This window comes from Ralstonia sp. Ralssp135 (assembly GCF_047304345.1).
Taxonomy (GTDB): Bacteria; Pseudomonadota; Gammaproteobacteria; order Burkholderiales; family Burkholderiaceae; genus Ralstonia; species Ralstonia chuxiongensis.
Genome location: NZ_JBGLYZ010000015.1, coordinates 85,203 through 107,989, shown reverse-complemented (window position 1 = coordinate 107,989; position 22,787 = coordinate 85,203). Strand labels below are relative to the sequence as shown.

Annotated in this window: 16 protein-coding genes; 5 read left to right on the top strand and 11 right to left on the bottom strand. The window is 65.5% G+C overall.

The window, feature by feature from the left end; genetic code table 11:
* Positions 1-56: 56 nt before the first annotated feature.
* Positions 57-2,102: an OPT family oligopeptide transporter gene (locus ACCD03_RS12845; RefSeq protein ID WP_413411850.1), complete on the top strand. Its 2,046-nt coding sequence runs from the start codon at positions 57-59 to the stop codon at positions 2,100-2,102.
* 14 nt (positions 2,103-2,116) lie between these two features.
* The gene (locus tag ACCD03_RS12840) at positions 2,117-2,632 is read left to right on the top strand and encodes a GNAT family N-acetyltransferase (protein WP_024977257.1); all 516 of its coding nucleotides are present in this window, start codon (positions 2,117-2,119) and stop codon (positions 2,630-2,632) included.
* A gap of 15 nt (positions 2,633-2,647) precedes the next feature.
* On the opposite strand, the gene ACCD03_RS12835 is transcribed toward ACCD03_RS12840, so the two are convergent.
* From ACCD03_RS12835 to ACCD03_RS12805, 7 genes are all read right to left on the bottom strand, one after another.
* Complete coding sequence (locus tag ACCD03_RS12835; protein WP_316675785.1) at positions 2,648-3,784, bottom strand: YbdK family carboxylate-amine ligase; 1,137 nt, start codon at positions 3,782-3,784, stop codon at positions 2,648-2,650.
* Between the two features lie 5 nt (positions 3,785-3,789).
* A complete protein-coding gene (locus ACCD03_RS12830) occupies positions 3,790-5,013 on the bottom strand; it encodes a cation:proton antiporter (RefSeq protein ID WP_253535728.1) in 1,224 nt (407 codons plus the stop codon).
* Between the two features lie 198 nt (positions 5,014-5,211).
* Complete coding sequence (locus ACCD03_RS12825) at positions 5,212-6,345, bottom strand: branched-chain amino acid ABC transporter substrate-binding protein (protein WP_045206831.1); 1,134 nt, start codon at positions 6,343-6,345, stop codon at positions 5,212-5,214.
* Between the two features lie 130 nt (positions 6,346-6,475).
* Positions 6,476-10,447: a trifunctional transcriptional regulator/proline dehydrogenase/L-glutamate gamma-semialdehyde dehydrogenase gene (gene putA, locus ACCD03_RS12820; RefSeq protein ID WP_413411849.1), complete on the bottom strand. Its 3,972-nt coding sequence runs from the start codon at positions 10,445-10,447 to the stop codon at positions 6,476-6,478.
* A gap of 298 nt (positions 10,448-10,745) precedes the next feature.
* Positions 10,746-13,043: a primosomal protein N' gene (locus ACCD03_RS12815; protein WP_413411848.1), complete on the bottom strand. Its 2,298-nt coding sequence runs from the start codon at positions 13,041-13,043 to the stop codon at positions 10,746-10,748.
* A 589-nt stretch (positions 13,044-13,632) separates the two neighbouring features.
* Positions 13,633-14,727 (bottom strand): uroporphyrinogen decarboxylase, encoded by a 1,095-nt coding sequence (gene hemE, locus ACCD03_RS12810; RefSeq protein ID WP_413411847.1) that lies wholly within the window; start codon positions 14,725-14,727, stop codon positions 13,633-13,635.
* A gap of 94 nt (positions 14,728-14,821) precedes the next feature.
* Complete coding sequence (locus ACCD03_RS12805) at positions 14,822-15,301, bottom strand: cupin domain-containing protein (protein ID WP_413411845.1); 480 nt, start codon at positions 15,299-15,301, stop codon at positions 14,822-14,824.
* A 202-nt stretch (positions 15,302-15,503) separates the two neighbouring features.
* Here ACCD03_RS12805 and ACCD03_RS12800 point away from each other — a divergent pair, with 202 nt between their 5' ends.
* Positions 15,504-15,851: a GFA family protein gene (locus ACCD03_RS12800; protein ID WP_045205317.1), complete on the top strand. Its 348-nt coding sequence runs from the start codon at positions 15,504-15,506 to the stop codon at positions 15,849-15,851.
* A gap of 12 nt (positions 15,852-15,863) precedes the next feature.
* On the opposite strand, the gene ACCD03_RS12795 is transcribed toward ACCD03_RS12800, so the two are convergent.
* From ACCD03_RS12795 to ACCD03_RS12780, 4 genes are all read right to left on the bottom strand, one after another.
* Positions 15,864-16,892, bottom strand: a complete 1,029-nt coding sequence (locus ACCD03_RS12795) for a Rieske 2Fe-2S domain-containing protein (RefSeq protein WP_413411843.1) — start codon at positions 16,890-16,892, stop codon at positions 15,864-15,866.
* Entirely contained in the window at positions 16,889-18,016 is a 1,128-nt protein-coding gene (locus ACCD03_RS12790) for a hypothetical protein (protein ID WP_413411842.1), read from the bottom strand. Before ACCD03_RS12790 ends, ACCD03_RS12795 begins: the two co-directional genes overlap by 4 nt.
* Positions 18,013-19,170, bottom strand: coding sequence for an ATP-grasp domain-containing protein (locus ACCD03_RS12785; protein ID WP_413411841.1), 1,158 nt, complete (start codon positions 19,168-19,170; stop codon positions 18,013-18,015). Before ACCD03_RS12785 ends, ACCD03_RS12790 begins: the two co-directional genes overlap by 4 nt.
* Positions 19,171-19,293: 123 nt before the next feature.
* On the bottom strand, positions 19,294-21,096 hold the full coding sequence (locus ACCD03_RS12780) for a methyl-accepting chemotaxis protein (RefSeq protein WP_045205314.1): 1,803 nt from the start codon (positions 21,094-21,096) through the stop codon (positions 19,294-19,296).
* A gap of 224 nt (positions 21,097-21,320) precedes the next feature.
* Between ACCD03_RS12780 and ACCD03_RS12775 the strand changes: the two genes are divergently transcribed.
* Both ACCD03_RS12775 and ACCD03_RS12770 read left to right on the top strand, forming a co-directional pair.
* Positions 21,321-21,758 (top strand): hypothetical protein, encoded by a 438-nt coding sequence (locus ACCD03_RS12775; protein ID WP_413411839.1) that lies wholly within the window; start codon positions 21,321-21,323, stop codon positions 21,756-21,758.
* Positions 21,759-21,856: 98 nt separating this feature from the next.
* Positions 21,857-22,786, top strand: coding sequence for a sterol desaturase family protein (locus ACCD03_RS12770; protein WP_253535738.1), 930 nt, complete (start codon positions 21,857-21,859; stop codon positions 22,784-22,786).
* Position 22,787: the final 1 nt, after the last annotated feature.

Sequence of the window (22,787 nt, the reverse complement as noted above, 5' to 3'; positions counted from 1 at the left end):
GCCCCCATCCACTCCTATAATCCGCGCCACAAGAACCCTCTTTGGAGACCCGCAGGATGCAATCCCTCCATCCTCCCAAGCACATTTCGGCAGCGACCCTGCCCGAGCTGACGCTACGCGGCATGATCCTCGGTGCCATCATCACCGTAATTTTTACCGCTTCAAACGTGTACCTCGGCCTGAAAGTCGGCCTGACGTTTTCATCGGCGATTCCCGCAGCGGTGATTTCCATGGCGGTGCTGCGCATGCTCGGCGGCACGAACATCCTTGAGAACAACATGGTGCAGACGCAGGCGTCTGCGGCCGGGACGCTGTCTTCCATCATCTTCATCCTGCCCGGCCTGGTGATGATTGGGCACTGGCAAGGTTTCCCGTTCTGGCAAACGTTTGGGGTCTGCATGGCGGGCGGCATGCTCGGCGTGGTGTTCACGATTCCGCTGCGCCACGCGATGGTGGTGCAGAGCGACCTGCCCTATCCCGAAGGCGTGGCGGCGGCGGAAATCCTGCGCGTGGGCAGCGGCCAAACGTCGGATGGCTCGGACGCTGACGCCGTGCCCGCCGCCACTGGCATGCGCGATCTGGCTGCTGGCGGCATCGTCGCGGCCATCGTGGCGTTTGCAACCAGTGGTCTGCGCCTGCTGGGCGAAGGGGCAAGCTGGTGGTTCGCAGCGGGTGCCGCGGTGGTGCGCTTGCCGCTGGGCTTTTCAACGGCACTGCTGGGCGCTGGCTATCTGATCGGCCTCGTGGCCGGGCTGGCCATGCTGGTGGGCCTGGTGATCGCCTGGGGCATCGCCGTGCCGTATCTGACGTCCATCACGCCAGTGCCGGCGGGCAAGGCGCTCTCGGCGTTCGGCACGGATGTGTGGCGCACGCAGGTGCGTTTTATCGGTGCAGGCGTGATTGCGGTGGCGGCCGTGTGGACGCTGGGCACGCTGATCGGCCCGGTGGTGCACGGCGTGAAGCGCTCGTTCGGCAGCCTGCGCCCGAAGGCCGATGGCGCGCAGCGCATCGAGCAGGACATGGCGCCGCGCTGGATTCTGCTGGTCACACTGGCCATGGTCGTGGTGCTGGTGATCACGTTTGCCGCGTTCCTGGCGCCGACCATGCTGTCGGCCGGCTCGCGCTGGACGCTGATCACCTGCGCGGTGATCTTTGCGGTGGTGTTCGGCTTTCTGGTGGCAGCGGCGTGCGGCTACATGGCCGGGCTGATCGGTTCGTCGTCGAGCCCGATTTCAGGCATTGGCATCATCGCCATCACCTTGGTGTCGCTGCTGCTGTTGGCTATCGGCGCGGACAACGGCATCGTGGGCTCACCCGAAGCGAGCAAGCTGGGCATTGCGCTGGCGATCTTCACAACGTCGGCCGTGGTGGCCGTGGCGACCATCTCCAATGACAACCTGCAGGATCTGAAGACGGGCTGGCTGGTTGGTGCCACACCGTGGCGCCAACAGGTGGCGCTGTTGATCGGGTGCGTTGCGGGTGCTGCGGTCATCTCGCCGGTGCTGGAGCTGCTATACAACGCGTATGGCTTTCCGGGTGCGCTGCCGCGTGCCGGCATGGACGCTGCGCAGGCACTCTCTGCCCCGCAGGCCACGCTCATGACGGCCATTGCCACCGGCATCTTCACGCACCAGTTGGAATGGAACATGGTGATTGCGGGCATCGTCATCGGCATGCTGCTGATCGCTGTCGACTGGGCGCTCAAGCAGCGTGGCGGTGTCGCCCGGCTGCCGGTGCTGGCGGTGGGCATCGGCATCTACCTGCCGCCGACGATCAGCACGGTGCTGGTGACCGGCGCGGTGCTGGCGTGGATCATCGAGAAGATTCTTGCCAAGCGTGCGCAGGCAGCCGGCGTGCCGTACGCGCGCTATGCCGAGGTACCGAACCGCCACGGCGTGCTGCTGGCGTCGGGCCTGATTGTGGGCGAAAGCCTGGTGGGCGTGCTGATGGCGGCCGTCATCGGGGCCACAGGCAAAGATGCGCCGCTGGCGATCGTGGGCGCGTCGTTTGAAGGCACGGCGCAATGGCTTGGGCTGATCGTGTTTGCCTTGGTATGCTGGGCCTTCGCGCGCCGTGTTCTGGCGGTGCGCCCGACCCATTGAGCCCATCACGCATCATGCTGCTCCGCGACGCAACGCAGGCCGATCTGCCAGCCATTCTCGCCATCTACAACGACGTGATCGCCACCTCCAACGCGATCTACACCGAAACGCCGGTCACGCTGGAAGACCGCACCGCGTGGCTGGCGTTGCGTGCCACGCAGGGGTATCCGGTGCTGGTGGCCGATGATGGCGGGCAAGTCGCGGGCGTTGCATCGTTTGGGGATTTCCGGCCGTACCCAGGCTTTCGCACCACCGTCGAGCACTCGGTGCATATTCATCGCGACTGGCGCGGCAAGGGCCTGGGCAGCCTGCTGGTTGAGGCGCTGTGTGAACGCGCCGCGGCGCTGGGCAAACACCTGATGGTGGGCGCCATCGACGGCGCCAATGCAGGTTCAATCCGCCTGCACGAAAAGCTTGGCTTCAAGGAAGTGGGCCGCATGCCCGAGGCGGCCATCAAGCACGGCCAGTGGCTCGACCTCGTCTTCATGCAGCGGTGGCTTGAAGCGCCAGGAACGGTCCGCAACGACTGACCGTTCCTTGATGCATCAGGCGGGCTGCGTTGCCGCCTGTTGCGTCCACCGCCCGCAACCGCGTCGCACAGTCTCGTGCAGGTTGCGGGTTTCACGTTGCGCCGCGCGGATCCATTCTGCATCCGCATCGCGCGCCTCCACCACTTCCCGCACCATATCGAGCGCGCCTTCGGACGACAGCGCTTCGGCATGTGTCGACAGCACCTTGCTTGTCTCCAGGATGTGATCGGCCAGCGCACCGCGGTTGCCCGTGGCCGGGTCGACGTATTCGCCGGCCAGCCCGAAGCGGCATGCCTGGAAGCGGTTGAAGGTGTAGACGAGGTAATCGTCTTCCACGGGCATGAACGGGCGATCGAGCAGCAGCCAGCGGCCCAATGCCTGGATATAAGCGGCGATGGCGGCCGCGCGTTCGACGGTCAGCGGGGTGTCCATCACGCGGACTTCGATCGTGCCGAATTCGGGCTTGGGGCGGATGTCCCAGTAGAAGTCCTTCATGCTTTCGATGACGCCGGTGGCGTGCATCTTGTCGAAGTACGCAATGAAGGCATCCCACGTCAGCACGAACGGCGCGCGGCCCGACATCGGGAAGGCGCTGACCGAGTTCATGCGCGCGGAAGCAAACCCCGTATCCACGCCCTGCACGAACGGTGACGACGCGGCCAGCGCAATGAAGTGCGGCACGTAGCGCGACATGGCGTGCAGCAGATACAGCGCGTCGTCCGGATTCGGGCAGCCAATATGCACGTGCTGCCCGAACACGGTGAACTGCTTGGCGAGGTAACCGTACAGATCCGAGATGTACTGGTAGCGCGGCGATTGCGAAATCTGGCGCTGGCTCCATTGCTGGAACGGATGCGTGCCGCCGCCGCAGATGCCGATGTTCAGCGCCGTAGCGGCGTCGGCCATGCGGTCGCGCATCTCGCGCAACTGCCAGAGCGCTTCATCATGGCTGTGACAGATGCCGGTGGAGATCTCGATCATCGAATCGGTGATCTCCGGCTTGATGTCACCGGGGTATTCCTTGCCCTTGAGCATGCGCAGCAAGTCGGGCGACGCCGAAGCGAGATCATAGTCATGGCGATTGACGAGCTGCAATTCCAGCTCGACGCCAAACGTCAGGGCTTCGGATTTCGAGAACGGTTCGAGGGACATGGGGTTCAGTGCCTCCCTTCGTCTTGTCGCACCTCACCTGCCCAGCGCAGCGAACGCGCGGTCAGGATCGGCGCAACAATCTGTTGGATCGCCAGCGTGCAAAGAATGATGGCCGCAAGCGGCCCGCCGGTTTGTGGATACAGTGCCGCCGTATCGTGCATCAGCAACCATGACAATCCTGACATGGGCCCGAGCGCTAGGCCCAGCGCGATGCTCTGCCGCATCGACAGGCCCGAGAACGAGCCCAGCGCCGTCGTGGCCGCCAGTTTGGCGATGAAGCGCGAGAGCACCAATGCCACCGCCGCCACACCGCCGATCACCCAGTCCGACGCCTTGAGCGGCAAACCGAGCGACACGATCATCACCACAATCAGGATGCTGCCCGCGCTGCCGAAGTGCGATGGCCACACACGCGGGTGATCGTCCTGGTGCTTGAACACCACGCCCGCCAGCAGCAGCGTGAGCGGCACCGACAGCTTGAGCAGCTTGGCCATCGCCAGCGCAAACAGCACCAGCCCCACCAGCACCAGGAACGCGTAGTGATCGTCACCCGCCATGCGGTGATACAGCGCATGGCCCACCTTGCCGACCACCCAGGCTAGAAGCACGGAACCTGCCAGCAGGTACAGCGGATGGAACAGCGCCGCCGCCCAGTGGCCGTATTCGCTGTGCAGCCACCCGGCGGTGAGCGGCGCCAGCACGCTTGCGTAGATGCTGTTGAGCGCGCCCAACGAGAGCAACCGCTCCGTCACCTGGCCTTCGGCGCGCAGTTCGTTCTTCAGTTGCAGCAGCACCGTGGGGGACGTGGCCACCGCGATGGCGCCTGCGGCCACCGCCACCGGCGCCGCCACGCCAAACAACTGCAGCACCCAGGTGACCAGGCCCCAGGTCAGCAGGCTCTCGAAGCCACTGGTGAGCAAGAGCCAGCGATTGGCACGCAGCCACTCGAATGACAGCCGGTGCCCCAGTTCGAACAGCGCCAACGCCAGCGCCATCTCGATCAGGATGTGGGTCTGGTCGAGCATGTCGGCGTCGATGAGCGGGCGGCCGAGCACGCCGGCCGCCAGGCCCGCCGCCGCATAGCCGACGATGCGGGGCAGCTTGAGCGCCGCGCGCGCAAACTCGCCGCACAACGCCGCGCCGACCAGCGCCAGCCCGATCCAGAAGAGACCGCCAGGTGCGGGCGGCCACGAAGGGAAGAGATCGTGAAGTCCTGTCATGGCCGACATGGTACCCGAAGCACCCGATTGGAAAAGTCAGCCAAGCACTGACACGCGTTAGACCCGCGTTACCCGATATTTAACGATAGATCGATGGTTTTCGATGTAGAAAGCGACAAGCCTGCGTTTGGGGCCTTGGGCTGCCGGCAAAGAAAAACCGCCCCGGAGGGCGGTTTTCATACTGCGAATGGCTGAGAGCCGGTCGGATTACTTGCCGCCGACGCTCTCCAGCGGTGCCCACTTGCCGCCGGTGACCTTGTAGACGGTAATGCCGCCGTCCTTCAGGTCGCCCTTCTCGTCATAGGCGTAGTGCTTGGCGGTCACGCCTTGCATGTTGGTCGCAGCCAGGATCGGCAGGTACTTGCTCGGATCCGACGAGCCGGCCTTGACCATGGCTTGCATCAGGGCCATTGCGCCGTCGTAGGCGTACGGCGAGTACGTCTGCACCGGCGTGCCGAAGCGCTTCTCATAGCGGGCCTTGTAGCCAGCGCCGCCCGGCATCTGCTCCAGCGGCAGACCGGCCAGCGAGCACACCACGCCTTCGGCCGATTGCGCGCCAGCCAGCTTGATGAAGTCGTCGGTCTTGGACATTTCGCCCGACATCAGCGTGGACTTCATGCCCAGTTCGCGCATCTGCTTGACCAGCGGAGCCGATTGGCCTTCCGCGCCGCCGTAGAACACGGCGTCAGGCTTCTTGGCCTTGATCTGCGTGAGGATCGACTTGAAGTCGCTGGCCTTGTCGTTGGTGAACTCGCGACGCACGATGGTGGCGCCGGCAGCCTTGGCGGCCTTCTCGAACTCGTCTGCCAGACCTTGGCCGTAAGCCGTGCGGTCATCAACGATGGCGATGTTCTTGTAGCCCAGCTTCTTGACGGCGTACGTGCCGACCACCGAACCCTGCTGGGTGTCGGAGGTCATCATGCGGAACGTCGTCTTGTAGCCTTGCTTCGTGTATTCCGGTGCCGTTGCCATCGCGATTTCTGCGATGCCGGCGTTGTTGTAGATGCGCGAGGCCGGGATGGTCGTACCCGAGTTGAAGTGGCCCAGCATGCCCTTGATGCCGCTGTCCACAAGCTTCTGTGCGACGGTGGTGCCGGTCTTCGGGTCAGCTTGGTCGTCTTCCGAAATCAGCTGGAACTTGACTTCCTTACCGGCGATCTTCGGATGCGTGGCGTTGAATTCCTCGACCGCCAGCGTCAGGCCGTTCTGCATGTCCTTGCCGTACTGGGCTTGAGGACCGGTCATCGGGCCGGCGTAGCCCAGCTTGATGACTTCTTGGGCCGATGCCGCGCTACCCAGCGCGCACAGCGCTGCCGCCAGACACAGTTGCTTCAATTTCATTTGTGCGTCTCCTAGTTCAAACGCAATTTGGATCAATAGCGCGACGGGATCACCGTCGCCCTCCTCCCGCTTCGCGCTCCATCCGCACCCGTCGTGCGGATGGCGCTGCGAATCCTGCTCGTGCTCCCCGTCAGCCGATGGTCATCAGGCTGGCGTTGCCACCCGCTGCGGCCGTATTGACCGACAGCGAACGCTCGATCAGCAGGCGCTCCAGCGCCAGCCCTTCCCCGCCATGCGGCAGGCCTTGCACGCCCACGATGGGGCCGGCACGTCGTGCCAGTCCTTCGCAAATGGCGCGCAGATGGTCCGAATCGCCGTGGTGCAGCACCGCATCAAACGCCGCTTCGTCGGTCGACCCGACCACGCGGACGCGCGATTGTACTGCCGCCGGCAAGCCCCGAAGTACCGCTTCGACGGCAGGGTTTTCCTGCACAACGGCCACGCTGCCCACGGCCAGCACAGCCGCCAGCTGGCGCAGCCAATCGGCCGGATCTGCCGCCACGCACAGCACCGCTTCGCGCGGCAGCAGCGTGTAGGTGTTGCGCTCGCCCGTCGGGCCCGGCAGCGTGGCCGTGGCGCCCGTGGCCGACGCCGCAGCCAGGCGTTCGCACAGCGAAGCCAGCTCAGGCGCTTGCTTGCGTGCCCAGTCCGTCAGCGCGTCGAACGGCGCCAACAGCGCGCGGCGCGCATCGGTATCGATTTCCGTGCCGGCACCTGCGGTCAGTTGCAGCGCGGTGCGCATGCCGTCCTGCGGGCACGTCGAGAGCAAACGCAGCAGATACAGCGGCCCGCCGGCCTTCGGGCCCGTGCCCGACAGGCCTTCGCCGCCGAACGGCTGCACGCCCACCACGGCACCGACGATATTGCGGTTCACATACAGGTTGCCGACGTGCGCCCGATCCACCACGTGCGCGATGGTCTCGTCGATACGCGTATGGATGCCCAGCGTCAGGCCGTAGCCCGTGCCGTTGATCTGCTCGATCAGCTTGGTCAGGCCGGCGTTGTCACCGGAGCGTTTCCAGCGCACCACGTGCAGCACGGGACCGAAGATCTCGCGCGTCAGGTCCGACAGGCTGTCGAGTTCGATCACGGTCGGGGGCACGAAGGTACCGTGCGCGCACGCGGCCGGCACAGGCGCCTGGTGCACGCGGCGGCCCTTGGCCCGCATTGCTTCGATGTGGCCGACGATGTTGTCGCGCGCTTCGGCGTCGATCACCGGGCCCACATCCGTGGCGAGGCGATCCGGATTGCCCATCGCCAATTCAGCCATGCCGCCCTTGAGCATCGCGAGCACGCGGTCGGCGACGTCATCCTGCAGGCACAGCACGCGCAGCGCCGAGCAACGCTGGCCTGCCGAATCAAACGCAGACGACAGCACATCCGCCACCACCTGCTCAGCCAGCGCGGAAGAATCCACAATCATCGCGTTCTGGCCGCCCGTCTCCGCAATCAGGGGGATCGGCGCGCCGTTGGCGTCCAGACGGCCGGCCAGCGTGCGCTGCAGAATGCGCGCGACTTCGGTCGAGCCGGTAAACATCACGCCCTTGGTACGCATGTCCTTCACCAGCGCGGCGCCGACGGTCTCGCCGCGGCCCGGCAGCAGTTGCACGGCGCCAGCCGGCACGCCGGCCTCACGCAGAATGCGCACAGCCTGGGCGGCGATCAGCGGGGTCTGCTCGGCAGGCTTGGCCAGGACCGGGTTGCCGGCGGCCAACGCTGCGCTCACCTGGCCAGTGAAGATCGCCAGCGGGAAGTTCCACGGGCTGATACAGACCACGGGGCCCAGCGGACGATGCGTGTCGTTCGAGAAACCGCCGCGCACCTGCGCCGCGTAATAGCGCAGGAAATCGACGGCCTCGCGCACTTCGGCAATGGCGTTGGACAGCGTCTTGCCCGCCTCGCGGATGATCAGCCCCATCAGGTGCTGCATCTCGCCTTCCATCAGGTCTGCTGCGCGATCAAGCAACGCGGCGCGCGCCTCGGGCGGCGTGGCTTGCCAGATCGGGGCGGCAGCGACAGCGGCCGACAGCGCGGCATCCACGTCGGCTTCGGTGGCTTCCGTCACGTGGCCGACCACGTCGCGCAGGTCCGACGGATTGCGCACCGGTTGCGGCGTGCCGCCAGCGTAAGGCGCATCGCCGATGGTCGGCTCAGCGTTCCAGACCGTGCTCGTGCCCGCAAGAAGGGCGGACGACAACGACGCCAGGCGCTGCTCGTTCGCCAGATCGATGCCGGACGAGTTGGCGCGCACGTCACCGTAGAGGTGGCGCGGCAGCGGAATCTTCGGATGCGGCAGGCCGAGCGTCCCTTCATCGGCGTGCATCTTTTCCACCACCGCCACCGGATCGGCGACGAGGTCGTCCAGAGGAATCGACTCATCCGCAATGCGGTTCACGAACGAGGTGTTGGCGCCGTTTTCCAGCAGTCGGCGCACGAGGTACGCCAGCAGCGTTTCGTGCGTGCCGACCGGCGCGTAGATGCGGCACGGGCGGTTCAGCTTGCCCGGCTTGTTGCCGACGACCTGCTCATACAGCGGTTCGCCCATGCCATGCAGGCACTGGAATTCGTATTGGCCGGGGTAATAGTTCTGGCCGGCCATGTGGTAAATGGCCGCCAGCGTGTGCGCGTTGTGCGTGGCGAACTGCGGGAAGATCGCCTCCGGCGCGGCCAGCAGCTTACGGGCGCAGGCCAGGTACGACACGTCGGTGTAGACCTTGCGCGTATAGACCGGGTAGCCCTCCAGGCCGTCGACCTGCGCGCGCTTGACCTCGCTGTCCCAATACGCGCCCTTCACCAGGCGGATCATCAGACGGTGTTTGCTGCGGCGAGCCAGGTCGATGATGTAATCGAGCACGAACGGGCAGCGCTTCTGGTAGCCCTGCACCACGAAGCCGATGCCGTTCCAGCCGGCCAGCTCGGGCGCAAAGCACAGGCGCTCCAGCAGGTCGAGCGACAGCTCCAGGCGGTCGGCCTCTTCCGCGTCGATGTTGATGCCGATGTCGTATTCACGCGCCAGCATCGCCAGCGCCTTCACACGCGGATACAGCTCGTTGATCGTGCGGTCGTGCTGCGCGCGCGAGTAGCGCGGATGCAGCGCCGACAGCTTGATCGAGATGCCCGGCCCTTCGTAGATGCCGCGCCCGCCCGACGCCTGGCCGATCGCGCGGATGGCCTGCTCGTACGACGCGAGGTAGCGCTGCGCGTCTTCCTCCGTCATCGCGGCCTCGCCGAGCATGTCGTAGGAGTAGCGGAAGCCTTCGGCCTCGAACTTGCGCGCGTTGGCCAGCGCTTCAGAAATGGTTTCGCCGGTGACGAACTGCTCGCCCATCAAGCGCATCGCCATATCCACGCCCTTGCGGATCAGCGGCTCGCCGCTCTTGCCGATGATGCGCGTGAGCGCCTTCGACAGCCCCGCTTCGTTGTGCGTGGCGACCAGCTTGCCCGTGAGCAGCAGGCCCCAGGTGGCGGCATTCACAAACAGCGACGGGCTCTGGCCGACATGCGAATACCAGTTGCCGTTGCTGATCTTGTCGCGGATGAGTGCGTCGCGCGTGGCCTTGTCGGGAATGCGCAGCAGCGCCTCGGCCAGGCACATCAGCGCCACGCCTTCCTGGCTCGACAAGGAGAATTCCTGGATCAGGCCCTGCACCAGCCCTTCGCGGCCAGTGCCGACCTTTTGCGTGCGCAGCTTGCCAGCCAGATCGCGGGCGAGCTGCTTGGCTTCCGAGGCGAGCGCACCCGGCAGACGGGCCTGCTCCAGCAGCATCGGAATGGCTTCGGTTTCCGGCCGGCGATAAGCGGCGGTGATGGCAGCGCGCAAGACCGACTGGGGTTGCACGCTTTGTGCGAATTCGAGGAACGGTTGCACCGCGGGCTCATCACCCTCGGGCACGTCCGAGACGGCTGCGGCGGCGGACGGGAGGCCATCCGCTGCCGTGCCGTTTGCGTCAGTTGGCAGCTGCCCCCGCTCCACTTGGTCCAGATACGTGAAGATCGCCTGCTTGATCAGCCAGTGCGGCGTGCGGTCAATGGACTGCGCAACGCGCTTGAGGCGTTCACGCGAAGCATCGTCCAGCTTGACCCCGAGGGTGGTTGTAGCCATGTGGGTTCCTATCCAGAGCTGCCATTGCCTAGCTTGTGGCCGGCAAATTGGGCGGATCATACGCCTGGCGATCTTGAAGGTGCAACCTAGTGAAACCCCTTGGTTCGAAATGGGTAGATTGGGGTGCAACCGCAGGTGATGTTGGAGATGCTTGGGGTCGATTTATGGGCTTGGTTTTTTTTGTTTTTGGTGCATCCCTTGTTTCATCCCCTGCCGGGGCTGACTCACTTTCTTTGTCTTGCCAAAGAAAAGTAGGTCGGTCCCGGCAGGGAACGAAAGGGGGATGGACCACCAGCACTCAAATCCTCAAAGGATCAATCTCCAACTGCCACCGCACCCCCTTCACAGTCTTGCCGATCCCAGCAAACCCCTCGGTCCAGGCAGACAAGAACTTCTGCAAAGCCGCCCGAGAAGCCGACTCCACCAGCAACTGCGCGCGTTCGCGGTTAGCCAGCCGCACCATCGTCATCGGCACCGGATCATGCAAAAACACCGGCGCGCCCAATTCAGCGGCCAAGGCTTCACCGGCAGAACGCGCCGCCCCCAAGAACTCCAGCGCCCGCGCCACTTCCTTGTGCTCGGTGGTCAGCAGCGCCTGATAGGCAAACGGGGGCAGCCCGGCTTGCTTGCGTTCCCGCAGCAACTGGCGCGCGAAACCGCCGTAGTCGTGCCGAACCAGCGCCTGCAGCGCGGGGGCATCCGGATACCGCGTCTGAATCAGCACTTCCCCCGCCAGCCCGGCCCGGCCCGCGCGGCCCGCCACCTGCATCAGCGACGCAAAGAGATGCTCCCCCGCACGAAAGTCGTGCGAGAACAGTGAGGAGTCGGGGGCGACTACGCCCACCAGCGTCACGCGCTGAAAGTCATGCCCCTTGGCGACCATCTGCGTGCCGATCAGGATGTCGACGCTGCCTTCGTGCACGGTGTCGAACAGCGCCTCGGCGCTGCCCTTGCGGCGGGTGGAATCGGCGTCGATGCGGGCGACGCGGGCCTGCGGAAACAGCTCGCCGAGTGTCTCTTCGATGCGCTGTGTACCACGCCCCAGCGGGGCGATGTCGACGTTGCCGCAGTCGGGGCAGTGATGCGGGATGCGGGATTCATACCCGCAGTGGTGGCATCGCAGGCGCCGTTCGGGCTTGTGCAGCACCAGGTACGCCGAGCAGCGCGGGCAGCCCGAGAGCCAGCCACACGCGTCGCACGAGAGCACGGGCGCGTAGCCGCGGCGGTTGAGAAACAGCAGGCTCTGTTCGCCGCGCGCGAGGCGATCGGCAATCGCATCGACGAGCGGTTTGGACAGCCCATCGCGAATCTCACGCCCGGCGCGGCGTTCCAGGTTCAGGTCGATGAGCGATACGCTCGGCAGCACCGCTTCAGCCTGCGCACGTTGCGAGAGCGTCAGGCGCGTGGTGGCGGTCTGCTCCGCGCGCCACCAGGTTTCCAGCGACGGCGTGGCCGAGCCCAGCACGACAGGGATGTTACGTTGCTTGGCACGCCATAGCGCCAGGTCGCGTGCGGAGTAGCGCAGCCCCTCCTGCTGCTTGTACGACGTGTCGTGCTCTTCATCGACGAGGATGAGCGCGAGGTTGGGCAGCGACGCCAGCATCGCCAGCCGCGTGCCGAGCACGATGCGCGCCTCGCCGCGATGGGCGGCCAGCCAGTTCAGCGCACGCGGCTGCTCGGCCAGCCCGCTGTGCAGCGCCGCCATGGGCACGCCGGGAAAACGTGCGGCGATGCGCGCTTCCAGTTGCGGTGTCAGGTTGATCTCGGGCACCAGCATCAGCACCTGCGCGGCAGGATCGCGTGCCAGGGCGTCGGCGATGGCGTGCAGGTAGACCTCGGTCTTGCCGCTCCCCGTGACGCCGTACAGAAGGAATGGGCTAAATGTGCCGGCCGCGCCAGCTTGGGCGATGGCCGCCACGGCGGTCGCCTGTTCATCGTTCAGGGCAGGCGCGACGGACGGTGCCGGCAATTCGAGCGGTTGCGGCAACAGCGCCTTCGGCCGCAGTTCTGCGTGCAGCCATCCGACGGTCGCCCAATCCCGCAGCTTAGCGACGGCTTGCCCGTGCAGTTCGACGGCAGCGCTGGTGGACAGCTCGCCATCGCCGGTCAGCGCTTCAGCCAGGCGCATGGCGCCGGACGCTCGTTTCGGGATGCTGTCCAGCAACGCGGCCCGGGCCGGTTCGAACATCACATAGACGGTTTCGTTGGCCTGGCGCGCAAGGTTGTCCCAGCTCCCGGGCGTCCGCCAAAGAGGCGGCAGCGCCGGCAACGTCACCTCGCCCAGTGCGCGGTGGTAGTAGCCGGCGGCAAATTCGGCCAGGGCACGCCATTCGCCGTCGAGCGGCGGCACCCAGTCGAGCACGCGCTCGACATCGCGCAGCTTCTCTTGCGGCACGTCGGTGGTCGCGGCAGTTTCGACCACCAACGCCACCACACGGCGATTGCCGAACGGCACGACCACAAGTTGCCCGGGAAGCACAGGCGACCCGCACCTGTAGTCGAACACCGCATCAAGCGGCGTATCGATCACCACGCGCGCGATGGCGGCCGACGCCCTGGCATCAGAGAAAGCGGCGTCGACTTGGGTGGTGGTCATGCAGAGCGCAAACGGTTGAATTGCAAAGGGATTGTTGCGATGCAGCGGCGAATCCTGCACCTGGGAAATGCGTCTTGCCCATCTCACCTTGCCTTCACAGCCATTGCCGTGGTCGGCTCAATGTTCAAGTATTACTTGAGGTTTGTGCCTTGGCGCCCTGATCGGCGACCGTTTTCCCGGCTATCCACACGGCCTGTGGATAACTTTGTTGAAAAGTCGCCTGCCGCGCCCGCGCAGGCCAATGGATTCACCGTTTTTCTAGCTTGCACGATTTACGCGCACGCGGCTTTCTTTTATAAAAATCAAACACTTATGCGTTGGATGCACACAGCCTGCCCTGTTGCGCCGCGGAAAGAACCAGCCGCGACAGCTTTGTGCATAAGTCAAGTCTTGACAGCCGACTTACGCACCAGAAAGCGCGAAATAAATCGCTTGACACCCTTTTGGCGCCAGATGGGGCCACCCGCAGGCGAGCAGTCACTCACCCCGACTGCACCAAAGCGGCGAAGATTCCACCCGTGCCCCCGGCTTCACGCACAACTGCGGCCCAATTCAAACGCTATCGCACCGCAGCATTGATCTATACGTGTTACTTCGCTTTGGTGCGAAGTGCGCGGCTGAAGCTGTGCACCTCGTCCACCAGCACCGTCACCGCTTCGGGTGGCGTGAACTGCGAGATGCCATGGCCGAGGTTGAAGATGTGGCCGTCGCTGTCGCCGCTGGCTGCGTAATCTTCCAGGACGCGGCGCGCTTGGGCGCGAATGGCGTCCGGCTCGGCAAACAGCACCGTCGGGTCCAGGTTGCCCTGCAGGGCAACGCGCCCTGCCGTTCGCTGGCGGGCGAGCTGCAGGTTGACGGTCCAGTCCACGCCCAGCGCGTCGGCACCGGTCTCGGCCATGGCTTCGAGCCACAGGCCACCGCCCTTGGTGAACAGGATGACCGGCACGCGCTGGCCGTCGGCCCCGGGGCGAATACCCTTCACCACGCGCGCCATGTAGGCCAGCGAAAACTCCTGGTAGATGCCATCGGCCAGCGCCCCGCCCCAGGTATCGAACACCTGCACTGCCTGGGCACCGGCATCAATCTGCGCGTTCAGATAGTCGATGACGGCCTGCGCGTTGATCTCCAGGATGCGGTGCATCAGGTCCGGGCGCGCGTAGAGCATCGACTTGACGGTGCGGAAATCGTCCGAGCCGCCGCCTTCGACCATGTAGCAGGCGAGCGTCCACGGGCTGCCCGAGAAACCGATGAGCGGCACACGCTGGCGGCCGTCCTGCACCAGCGCGCGGCGGATTTCCGCCACGGCATCGAACACATATTGCAGCGACGACATGTCCGGCACCGACAGCGCCGCCACATCGGCTTCCGTGCGCACCGGCTTGGCAAAGCGCGGGCCCTCGCCCTGCGCAAACGACAGGCCCAGGCCCATGGCATCAGGCACGGTCAGGATGTCGGAGAACAGAATCGCCGCGTCCAGCGGATAGCGATCCAGCGGCTGCAGCGTCACTTCCGTCGCATACGCCGGCGACTTAGCCAGGCCGAGAAAGCTGCCGGCCCGCGCGCGCGTGGCGTTGTACTCGGGCAGATAGCGGCCCGCCTGGCGCATTAGCCACAGCGGCGTGTAGTCGGTGGGCTGGCGGCGCAGGGCGCGCAGGAAGGTGTCGTTGGCGAGCGGGGCGGACATGGCGATGGACTCTTTAGGAGGGCGCCATTGTAAGGGATGGTGTTTTTATCCCGCCCTGACCCAGGCCAACATGTCGCAGATCACGCTGCAGATATCACGGCACCTTGTGCGTATCGCCCGCACGCTGCGGCGGCAGCTTGATCGCCATCGCCTTGAAATCCGTGCTGGTCGTCAGCGTTCCGTGCACCACGCCTCGTGGAATCACGATCAGATCACCCGCCCGCACCTCGCGCGGCGCGTTGTCGAGCCAGACGGTGGCCGTGCCCGACATCACGTACTGGATCTCGTCCGAGTACGTATGCGTGTGCCTGGCCACGGTGCCCACCTGGATGCCGACCGTGCCGTTGGCCGCCGTCACCAGCGTCTTCGTGCGCAGCGTACCCATCTCGGCGATGACGGGGCCGATCTCGTCCGGCGTCATGCCGCCCATGTTGATGATCTGCGCCGAGAGCGGTGGCGCCGAGGGAGGAACCGCCGCCGGTTCCGACGCTTGCGCAAACGCACCGGCGCAGCCGGCAAAGATGGCGGCGGCAGAAACCGCCCGGATCACAGCAACAGGACGATGGCGATGCATGATGGCTCCTCGTGACGCGGTCGCCGTCAAGGCGCGGCGATCCGTGGGGCGTTCGTGTGGTCGACTCGCGGCGATTGTCGCATCGCTCCACGGAGGCAGAGACCTAGGGCGATTCCCGAGAAAGCGGGCATCGTGCGCGGACCGGCTCGCCTATAGTGGGACGGCGCCACATCCACCACAAACACGCCACAAGGAGACCGGCATGACACACAAGGGAAGCTGCCACTGCGGAAACGTCGCGTTCGAAGTTGAAGGTCATCCGGAAAGTGCGATGGCGTGCAACTGCTCGATCTGCCAGCGCAAGGGTTCGCTGCTGTGGTTCGTGGCGCCCGACAAGGTGCGGCTGCTCACGCCGGAAGACAACGCCAGCACCTATCTCTTCCGCAAGCATGTGATCAAACACCGCTTCTGCCCGACTTGCGGCATCCATCCGTATGCCGAAGGCGTCATGCCCGACGGCACACCAATGATTGCCGTCAACGTCCGCTGCCTGGAAGATATCGATCTGGCCAGCGTGCCGGTCACCCACTTCGACGGACGGTCAATGTAACGGCGTGGTGCGCTACAGCCACATCTGCATCATCCGCTCGCCCGGCTCCACGGGCTTGCCATTGGGCATCCACACGGCATCGAGCATGGGTCGCACAAGGTCGAGCTCGGTGGAGATGCCGTCCTGCCGGCCAAAGCGCACGCTATTGGCAGCCTGCGCTTCGACCGCCCGGCGGTCCTGCTCAGCCACCCGATATAGGAACGGCCAGACGAATGCACGCACGGCCCAGGCAGGCGCCCAGCGCTTTTCCACATGCAGCGTGCCGAACACGCGCGTGCGCATTTCGTCTTCGGGCGTGAAATGCAGCGTGAAGTACAGCGCGCTGCCGTTGGCGTAGCGGTATTCGAGCTGGGCCGAGGCAGGCGCGGCGGTGCCGAAGTGCGCGCGCTCCATCGAACGCGGCGATTCGAACAGCCGATAGAGCAGACCGCTTTGCTGCGCCTGGCCGGCGTAAGTCACCTGCAGCCCCTCAGCCGATTGCGTAAGCGTGACCGTCACGGGCTGGCGCGCGCCGTGCCTGCGCACGAGGCCAGGATGCACAAGGTGCGTGTGCAGCGGGTCGAGAAAATTCTCCAGCGCATCAACCGGGCGCGCATGCCACAACGTGCTCCACAGAAAGCGGCGGCTGCCGGCCGGCAAGCAATTCAGGAACGCCGGCAATGCTGCGGGGGCGGCTTCACCTGGCGCCCGTGCGCTCAGCCAGATCAGCCCGTCGTGCTCGAAGACCTGCCACGCGTTCACTTGCACGGCGGGCACAGCCGCGCCCGGGCACATACCCGGCATGGCGGTGCAGCGGCCGTCGGCGCCGAACGTCCAGCCGTGATACTTGCACTGAAGTGTCTCGCCGACGAGCTGTCCATCGGACAACGGCACATGCCGATGCGGGCAGCGGTCATCAAGCGCGAGCAGGCTGCCCGAAGGCAAACGCGCGAGCACCACCGCACGACCAAATACGGTCACGCGCATCGGCTTGTCGCGCAGGCGGCGCGCTTCGGCAACGGGATACCAACCGCGCAGCAGCGTGGAATTCCAGGCAGTCATAACTGAAAGCGTTGCATGATCGGCACGCCGATCCGGGTCGTGAGGTTACGCAGCACGGCAATGGCGCGGCGCGTGGCGGGCGGCAGATGCCGGCAGTACACGGCGCTCATCTCAATGGCCGGCACGCCACCGCGCAGGCGCTTGAAGTGGGCGGCGCCGGCGCTCAGGTTCAGCTCCGCATCACGCGCGATCGTGGTGCGCAGCACGTGCGCCATCAGCAGCCGATACAGCCCCGCATGCTGCGGCCACGTCGTGTCATACCCGACGATGGGCGCGGTCAGCAGCGGCCCCTGGCCGAACACGCCGACCACCGCGCGCAGCACACCATGCGCATCACGAAAGCCCGCGCAGTCGAGCAACCCCGCCGCGTGCCATGCACGCATGAACGCAGCCGTATAGCGCGGGTTCAGCGTCGAGTACTTGTCGAGATAGAGCTGCGCATACAGCCGCTCGGCCTGGGCGAAATCGGCGTCGGTAAAGGCGTCGTGCGGCACGAACGTCAGCGGCGTCTTGTCCAGCCATTGCAGGTCGCGGCGCAGGTTCTGGTGCTGGCGCGTGCGGCGCAGATTCCGGAACACATAGACCTGCCGCGTGGGAATCAACGCAAAGCCGGCCGACGTGGCGGCGCGCAGCCAATCGGCATGCTGCAATGTATTGAGCGAACGCAGCCAGATCGCGCGATCCGGCCACCGGTCGCGGCATGTATGCACCAACACATCCAGATCAAAAGCCGCCGCCGGTGGATACAGGTTCGTACTGACCAACCAGTTGTTGACAGCCACCGCCCGGTCCAGCTGCGCATGCCGCATCCACGCATCGGCCAGCCCAATCGCACCGCGCAAGAGCGGCCGGAGCACGCGCGGCATCAACCGCTCGGACTCTTCCGCCGCATAGCGGCCATACGTGGTGATGGGCGAGCAGACCCAGGCATTCTCGGCATGACCGGCGCGATCCTCCCCGTCGTTGATCGTGACCGGCAGTGGCAAACCGCCGGCCTCCACCACGTCGACCTGCGTCACCAGATTGGCGACGAACGGCAGCGACGCCTGCCCGCGATGCACGTGCAGGAACGCGCCCGCCTTGTCGGCAAAGCACGCATGCGGCACGGCGCCGGGGGCATTCATACCTCGGGTAGCTCCTGGCCGTCCCACTCGATGTCTTGCGTGGCAGCTTCGCGCATATTGCAACGCTGCGCGATAGCCATGCGCGCATACGCGGCAAGATCGCAGACGCCGCCCCACAGCGGGCCGCGGTCGCCCGGCGTGGCGATGACGTCGGTGGCGGCACGCCAGTCCTGGCGCCATTGGCGCAGCCTGCCGTGGCGCACCGCATCGAACAGCCCCGCCGATGCCATTACCGCAGCCGCCATGCGCGGCACACCCGGCGACGGTTCGATACAACCGTCGAGCGTGCCGGCCAGCGCGGCGGGCAGTGCATCGTCAAGGCCAAACAGGTGGCAGCCGCTGGTGCCGCGCGGGTTGCATTCAAGCGGGCTCACGCGGCCATCGGCCTGCTGGATCCAGTCGAACGAGAGCTGCCCCGTGAAATCAAGCTTGCGCGCAAAGTTGGCAACGAAATTGCGTACCGCGTCGATGCGCGCGGGCGCGAAATAGAAACTCGCGCTCGTCGACATACGCCAATCGGGGCGATACAGCGCATGGGCCACAAGTCGGCCGCGATCGGCCACGCTGTACGAGCAGAATTCCTGCCCCGCCACCAACGTCTGCACCACCCACGCGCCCAGGTCGGCCAGCGGCGGTGCATCGTCGGGAATGCCGTTGCGATACAGGCGCACATGCACGCCAAAGCGCGAGAACTCCGGCTTGAGCACGATCGGGCGCCCGCCTGCCCAGGCGCGCGCTTCAGCCAACGTGCGCACCCGCGCAGAGACCGGCACATCCGCGCCGCAATCCTGCGCAAGTTCCAGGAACTGCCATTTGCTGTGCACCGCACGCAGCTTGTCGAAGTCCTCGGCCAGCACCCGCACGTGGTTCGGCAAGTGATGCCGATAACGCGATACGAAAAAGACTTCCTCGCAAGTCGGCACCACCAGATTGATGGACCGTTCGTTCACGATGCGTGCAAGGTCCGCCGCAAACTGCGCCGGCGCATGACGTGGCGATGCAATGCGAAAGGTGGCCGCGACGGCCCGAGAGGCGCCGCTGATCTGGCACGGAATGCTGTCGGCAATGCAGACCGTCCACCCCTGGTGGGCAAAGCGGCGAGCGTGGTCGAGCGCCACCGGCGCGCGGCCACCGAGGATCAGCACATTGGGCATACCGGCGAAGCGTTGAGGTCAGGCAACGTCCGCCGAAGGCGAGAGGCGCGGGAGAAGTTGCCGGGGCTCCATTCTAGGCAAAGGAGCACCCGGCCCGGGCGCGTTGAAGAGGGGTAAGGCGCGTCAGGCGCTGCGCAGCTTGAACAGCCCGACCGTGCGTGCCAAGCCTTGCGCTTGCTCGTTGAGCATCGACGATGCAGCCGTCGACTGCTCCACCAGCGCGGCGTTCTGCTGCGTAGCCTGGTCCATCTCGGCGACGCTGCGATCGATCTGGCTGATACCGGTGCTTTGCTCGTGCATCGCGCCGTCGATTTCGCCGATGATGCGCGCGACACGCTCGATGCCCTGCACGATCTCCTGCATCGTTGCGCCGGCGGCCTGCACGCGTTGCGCGCCGGTCTTCACGCTGGCTTCCGATGCCTGGATCAGGTCCTTGATCTCGCGGGCGGCCGTAGCGCTGCGTTGCGCCAGCGTGCGCACCTCGCCGGCCACCACGGCAAAGCCGCGGCCGTTCTCGCCGGCACGGGCGGCTTCCACCGCGGCGTTCAGCGCGAGGATGTTGGTCTGGAACGCAATGCTGTCGATCACGCCGATGATTTCGGTGATGCGCGCCGACGATTTGGCAATCTCGTCCATCGTGCTGACCGCGCTAGAGACCACGTCGCCGCCGCGCGTGGCGGCATCGCTGGCGTCGCTGGCCAGGCGCGTGGCCTGAACGGCCGCGTCGGCGGAGTTCTTCACGCTGGTCGTCAGTTCGGTCAACGCGGCAGAGGTTTCCTGCAAGTTGCTGGCCGAGACTTCGGTGCGGTTGGACAGGTCACGGTTGCCCGCTTCGATCTCGCCGGTGGCGGACTTCATGCTGTCAACGCTGGCGCGCACTTCCAGCAGCACTTCGCCAATCTTGTCGATGAACGTGTTGAACGAGGCACTGATCTGCGCGACTTCATCGTTGCCGACCACGGGCAGGCGGTGCGTGAGGTCACCGCCGCCGGAGCCGATGGTGTCCATCGCATCACGCACCTGCGACAGGCGGCGGAACGACTGCGACGTGAAGAACGCGGCGATGCCCAGCGCGGCAAGTGTCAGCAGCACGATGGCGACGGCCAGGGCACGTACGACACTGCGCAAACCCGCGGTGGCCTCGGCTTTGTCCAGCGCGATCACCAGGCTCCAGTCGGTGCCTTGCACGGCCTGTGCCTTCAGCAGCTTCGGCGCGCCAGCAAGTTCCACTTCCAGCGGAGCATTGGCTTTGGCGAGCGATGCCAGCACATCGGCATTGAGCGCCGCCGACACATCGGACACCGGCTTGAGCATCAGCTTGGCGTCGGGGTGGGCGATGACTTGCCCGTCCTTTGCCACGACAAACGCGAGGCTCGACGGCGTCGGATGCACCGCAGCCACCACGTCGCGGACGCGATCCAGCGGCACGGCACCGCTCACCGCGCCGGTGGCTTCGCCACCGCGGATCAGCGGGGCAGAGAACGATACGTATTTCACGCCCGTAGCCACGTCACCGTAGGGCTTGGTGACCAGCAGCTTGCCGGCTGCAATGGCCTCCTTGTACCAGGGGCGGACCGTTGGGTCGTAGTCTTTGGGCGTGGTGGCGCTGGTAGACAGGAACGATTTGTCGGTCCAGCCGATGGTGGTGATGGGAAAGCCATCGGCGTCGCCCATGTGCTTGACCAGGCCGCGCGGATCGCCATGCTCGACGACGTCTGCAGTGGTCTTTACGGCACGCGCTTTGGCGGCCACCCATTTGTCGATGACGAGGGTGTTGGCGCTGGTGATGGCAGCGAGATTCTGTTCGATCGATTCCATCGTGTTGGAGCGCACGATGGAATAGGTGGCGGCGCCGGACAACGCCAGGGCACCGACTACGGTGACCGATGAGATGAGGAGAATTCGGGTGCGGAGAGAGGAGATCATGATTCTTCTAGGCCAAACGTTTTCCATGAATCTGACTGCGTACGGTATTTGCCGTAGCGCCCTCCAGATCCGACTGCCGGCTGTCGGGGGCCACTCCAAACTGCTACGGCACCGCGCAGGCGAACTTGAGCCGGCGAAACCCGCCCCCACGAGGGGATGACTGCTATAAAAGGAAACGCCCCACATGACTGCCCAGGCAATTCATTCCCCTGAAACTGAAGCCCATGCACGACGCCCTCCACATCGACCCCGCCACCGGCGACATCCGGTTCGCTGACATCCGCATCACGCCGCAGACAAAAGCCGATGCCCTGCCGGCACGCTTTGCAGTCGGGCCCGTGCGCTCCGTGAGCGTCGAGGGGAAAGACGTTCCCTGCCAATTCGCAACAGTGGCTGCGCTGGACGACGCCACGCCCGTGACCGTCAGCCTACGGTTTGAGGCCGATGCGCTCGTCAGCGTATTCGTCGAGCTGGCGCAGCCGGTCTCGTACGACGACATCGACGTCGTGGAAGAACGGCACCGCCGCTGGATCGCCAGCAAACTCGGCAAGGACCCGGGCGGCCTGACGCGCTACCCCTGGGGCAGCGCCGGGGTGGCGCAAGACAAGAGCGGCGGCGTGCACATCTTTCTGCACAACCGCAACAACACCTGGGGGCGCTGAATACGTTGTAAGAGGCCCCGGCGTCGGCCCCAATTGCCGCCCCGGCATCGTTTGCAGTACCGTCGCTGGCATTCCTACGGAGCCGGGAGCCCCGCGCCATGGCCGTGCTGTTCACCATCCTGAAGATTGCCGTCGTGCTCGTGCTGGTGTCGTCACTGGCCGAGGCGATCGTGCTGTCCTTGAGAAACGGCTGGACCAACTACGACTGGAAGGCCGCCGGCGTGTCGGTGGTGGATTTCCTGGTACGCGAGTACCCACTGCGCTGGCTGGTGCCGCTGGCGTTCTGGATGCAAGGCCTGGAATGGGTCTACCAGCATCGTTTGTGGACACTGCCGATGGACCACTGGACGGGCTGGGCCGCATGCTTTCTCGGCCAGGAGTTCTGCTACTACTGGTACCACCGCGCCGCGCACCGCGTGCGCTGGTTCTGGTGTACGCACGCCATCCACCATTCGCCAAATGACCTGAACCTGTCGGCGGCCTACCGCTTCGGCTGGACAGGACGGTTGACTGGCACGCTCGCCTTCTTTGCGCTGGCGCCGCTGCTGGGCATGCCGCCGCGCATCGTGCTGATGCTGCTTTCGCTCAATCTGCTGTACCAGTTCTGGATTCACGCCACGTGGATCCCCCGCCTGGGGCCCCTGGAATGGGTGCTCAACACGCCGTCGGCACACCGCGTGCATCACGCATCCAACCTCGAATACCTCGACGGCAACTACGGCGGCGTGCTGATCGTGTTCGACCGGCTGTTCGGCACGTACATCCCCGAGCGCAAGAACGTGCCCTGCCGGTACGGCCTCGTGCACCCGATGCGCACATACAACCTGCTGGTGATCGAATTCGCACATTGGCGCGGGCTGTGGCAAGACCTGAAGACTGCGCGCTCGGCCAGCGAAGTGCTCGGCTATCTGTTCCGCCCGCCAGGCTGGCGGCCCGATGGCAATGGCGACACGACGGAGGATTTGCGCCGCCGCGCCGCGCTCATTCCCGAAGAGCAGCCAATCGCACCGGCCGTTGCAGCCAACTGAA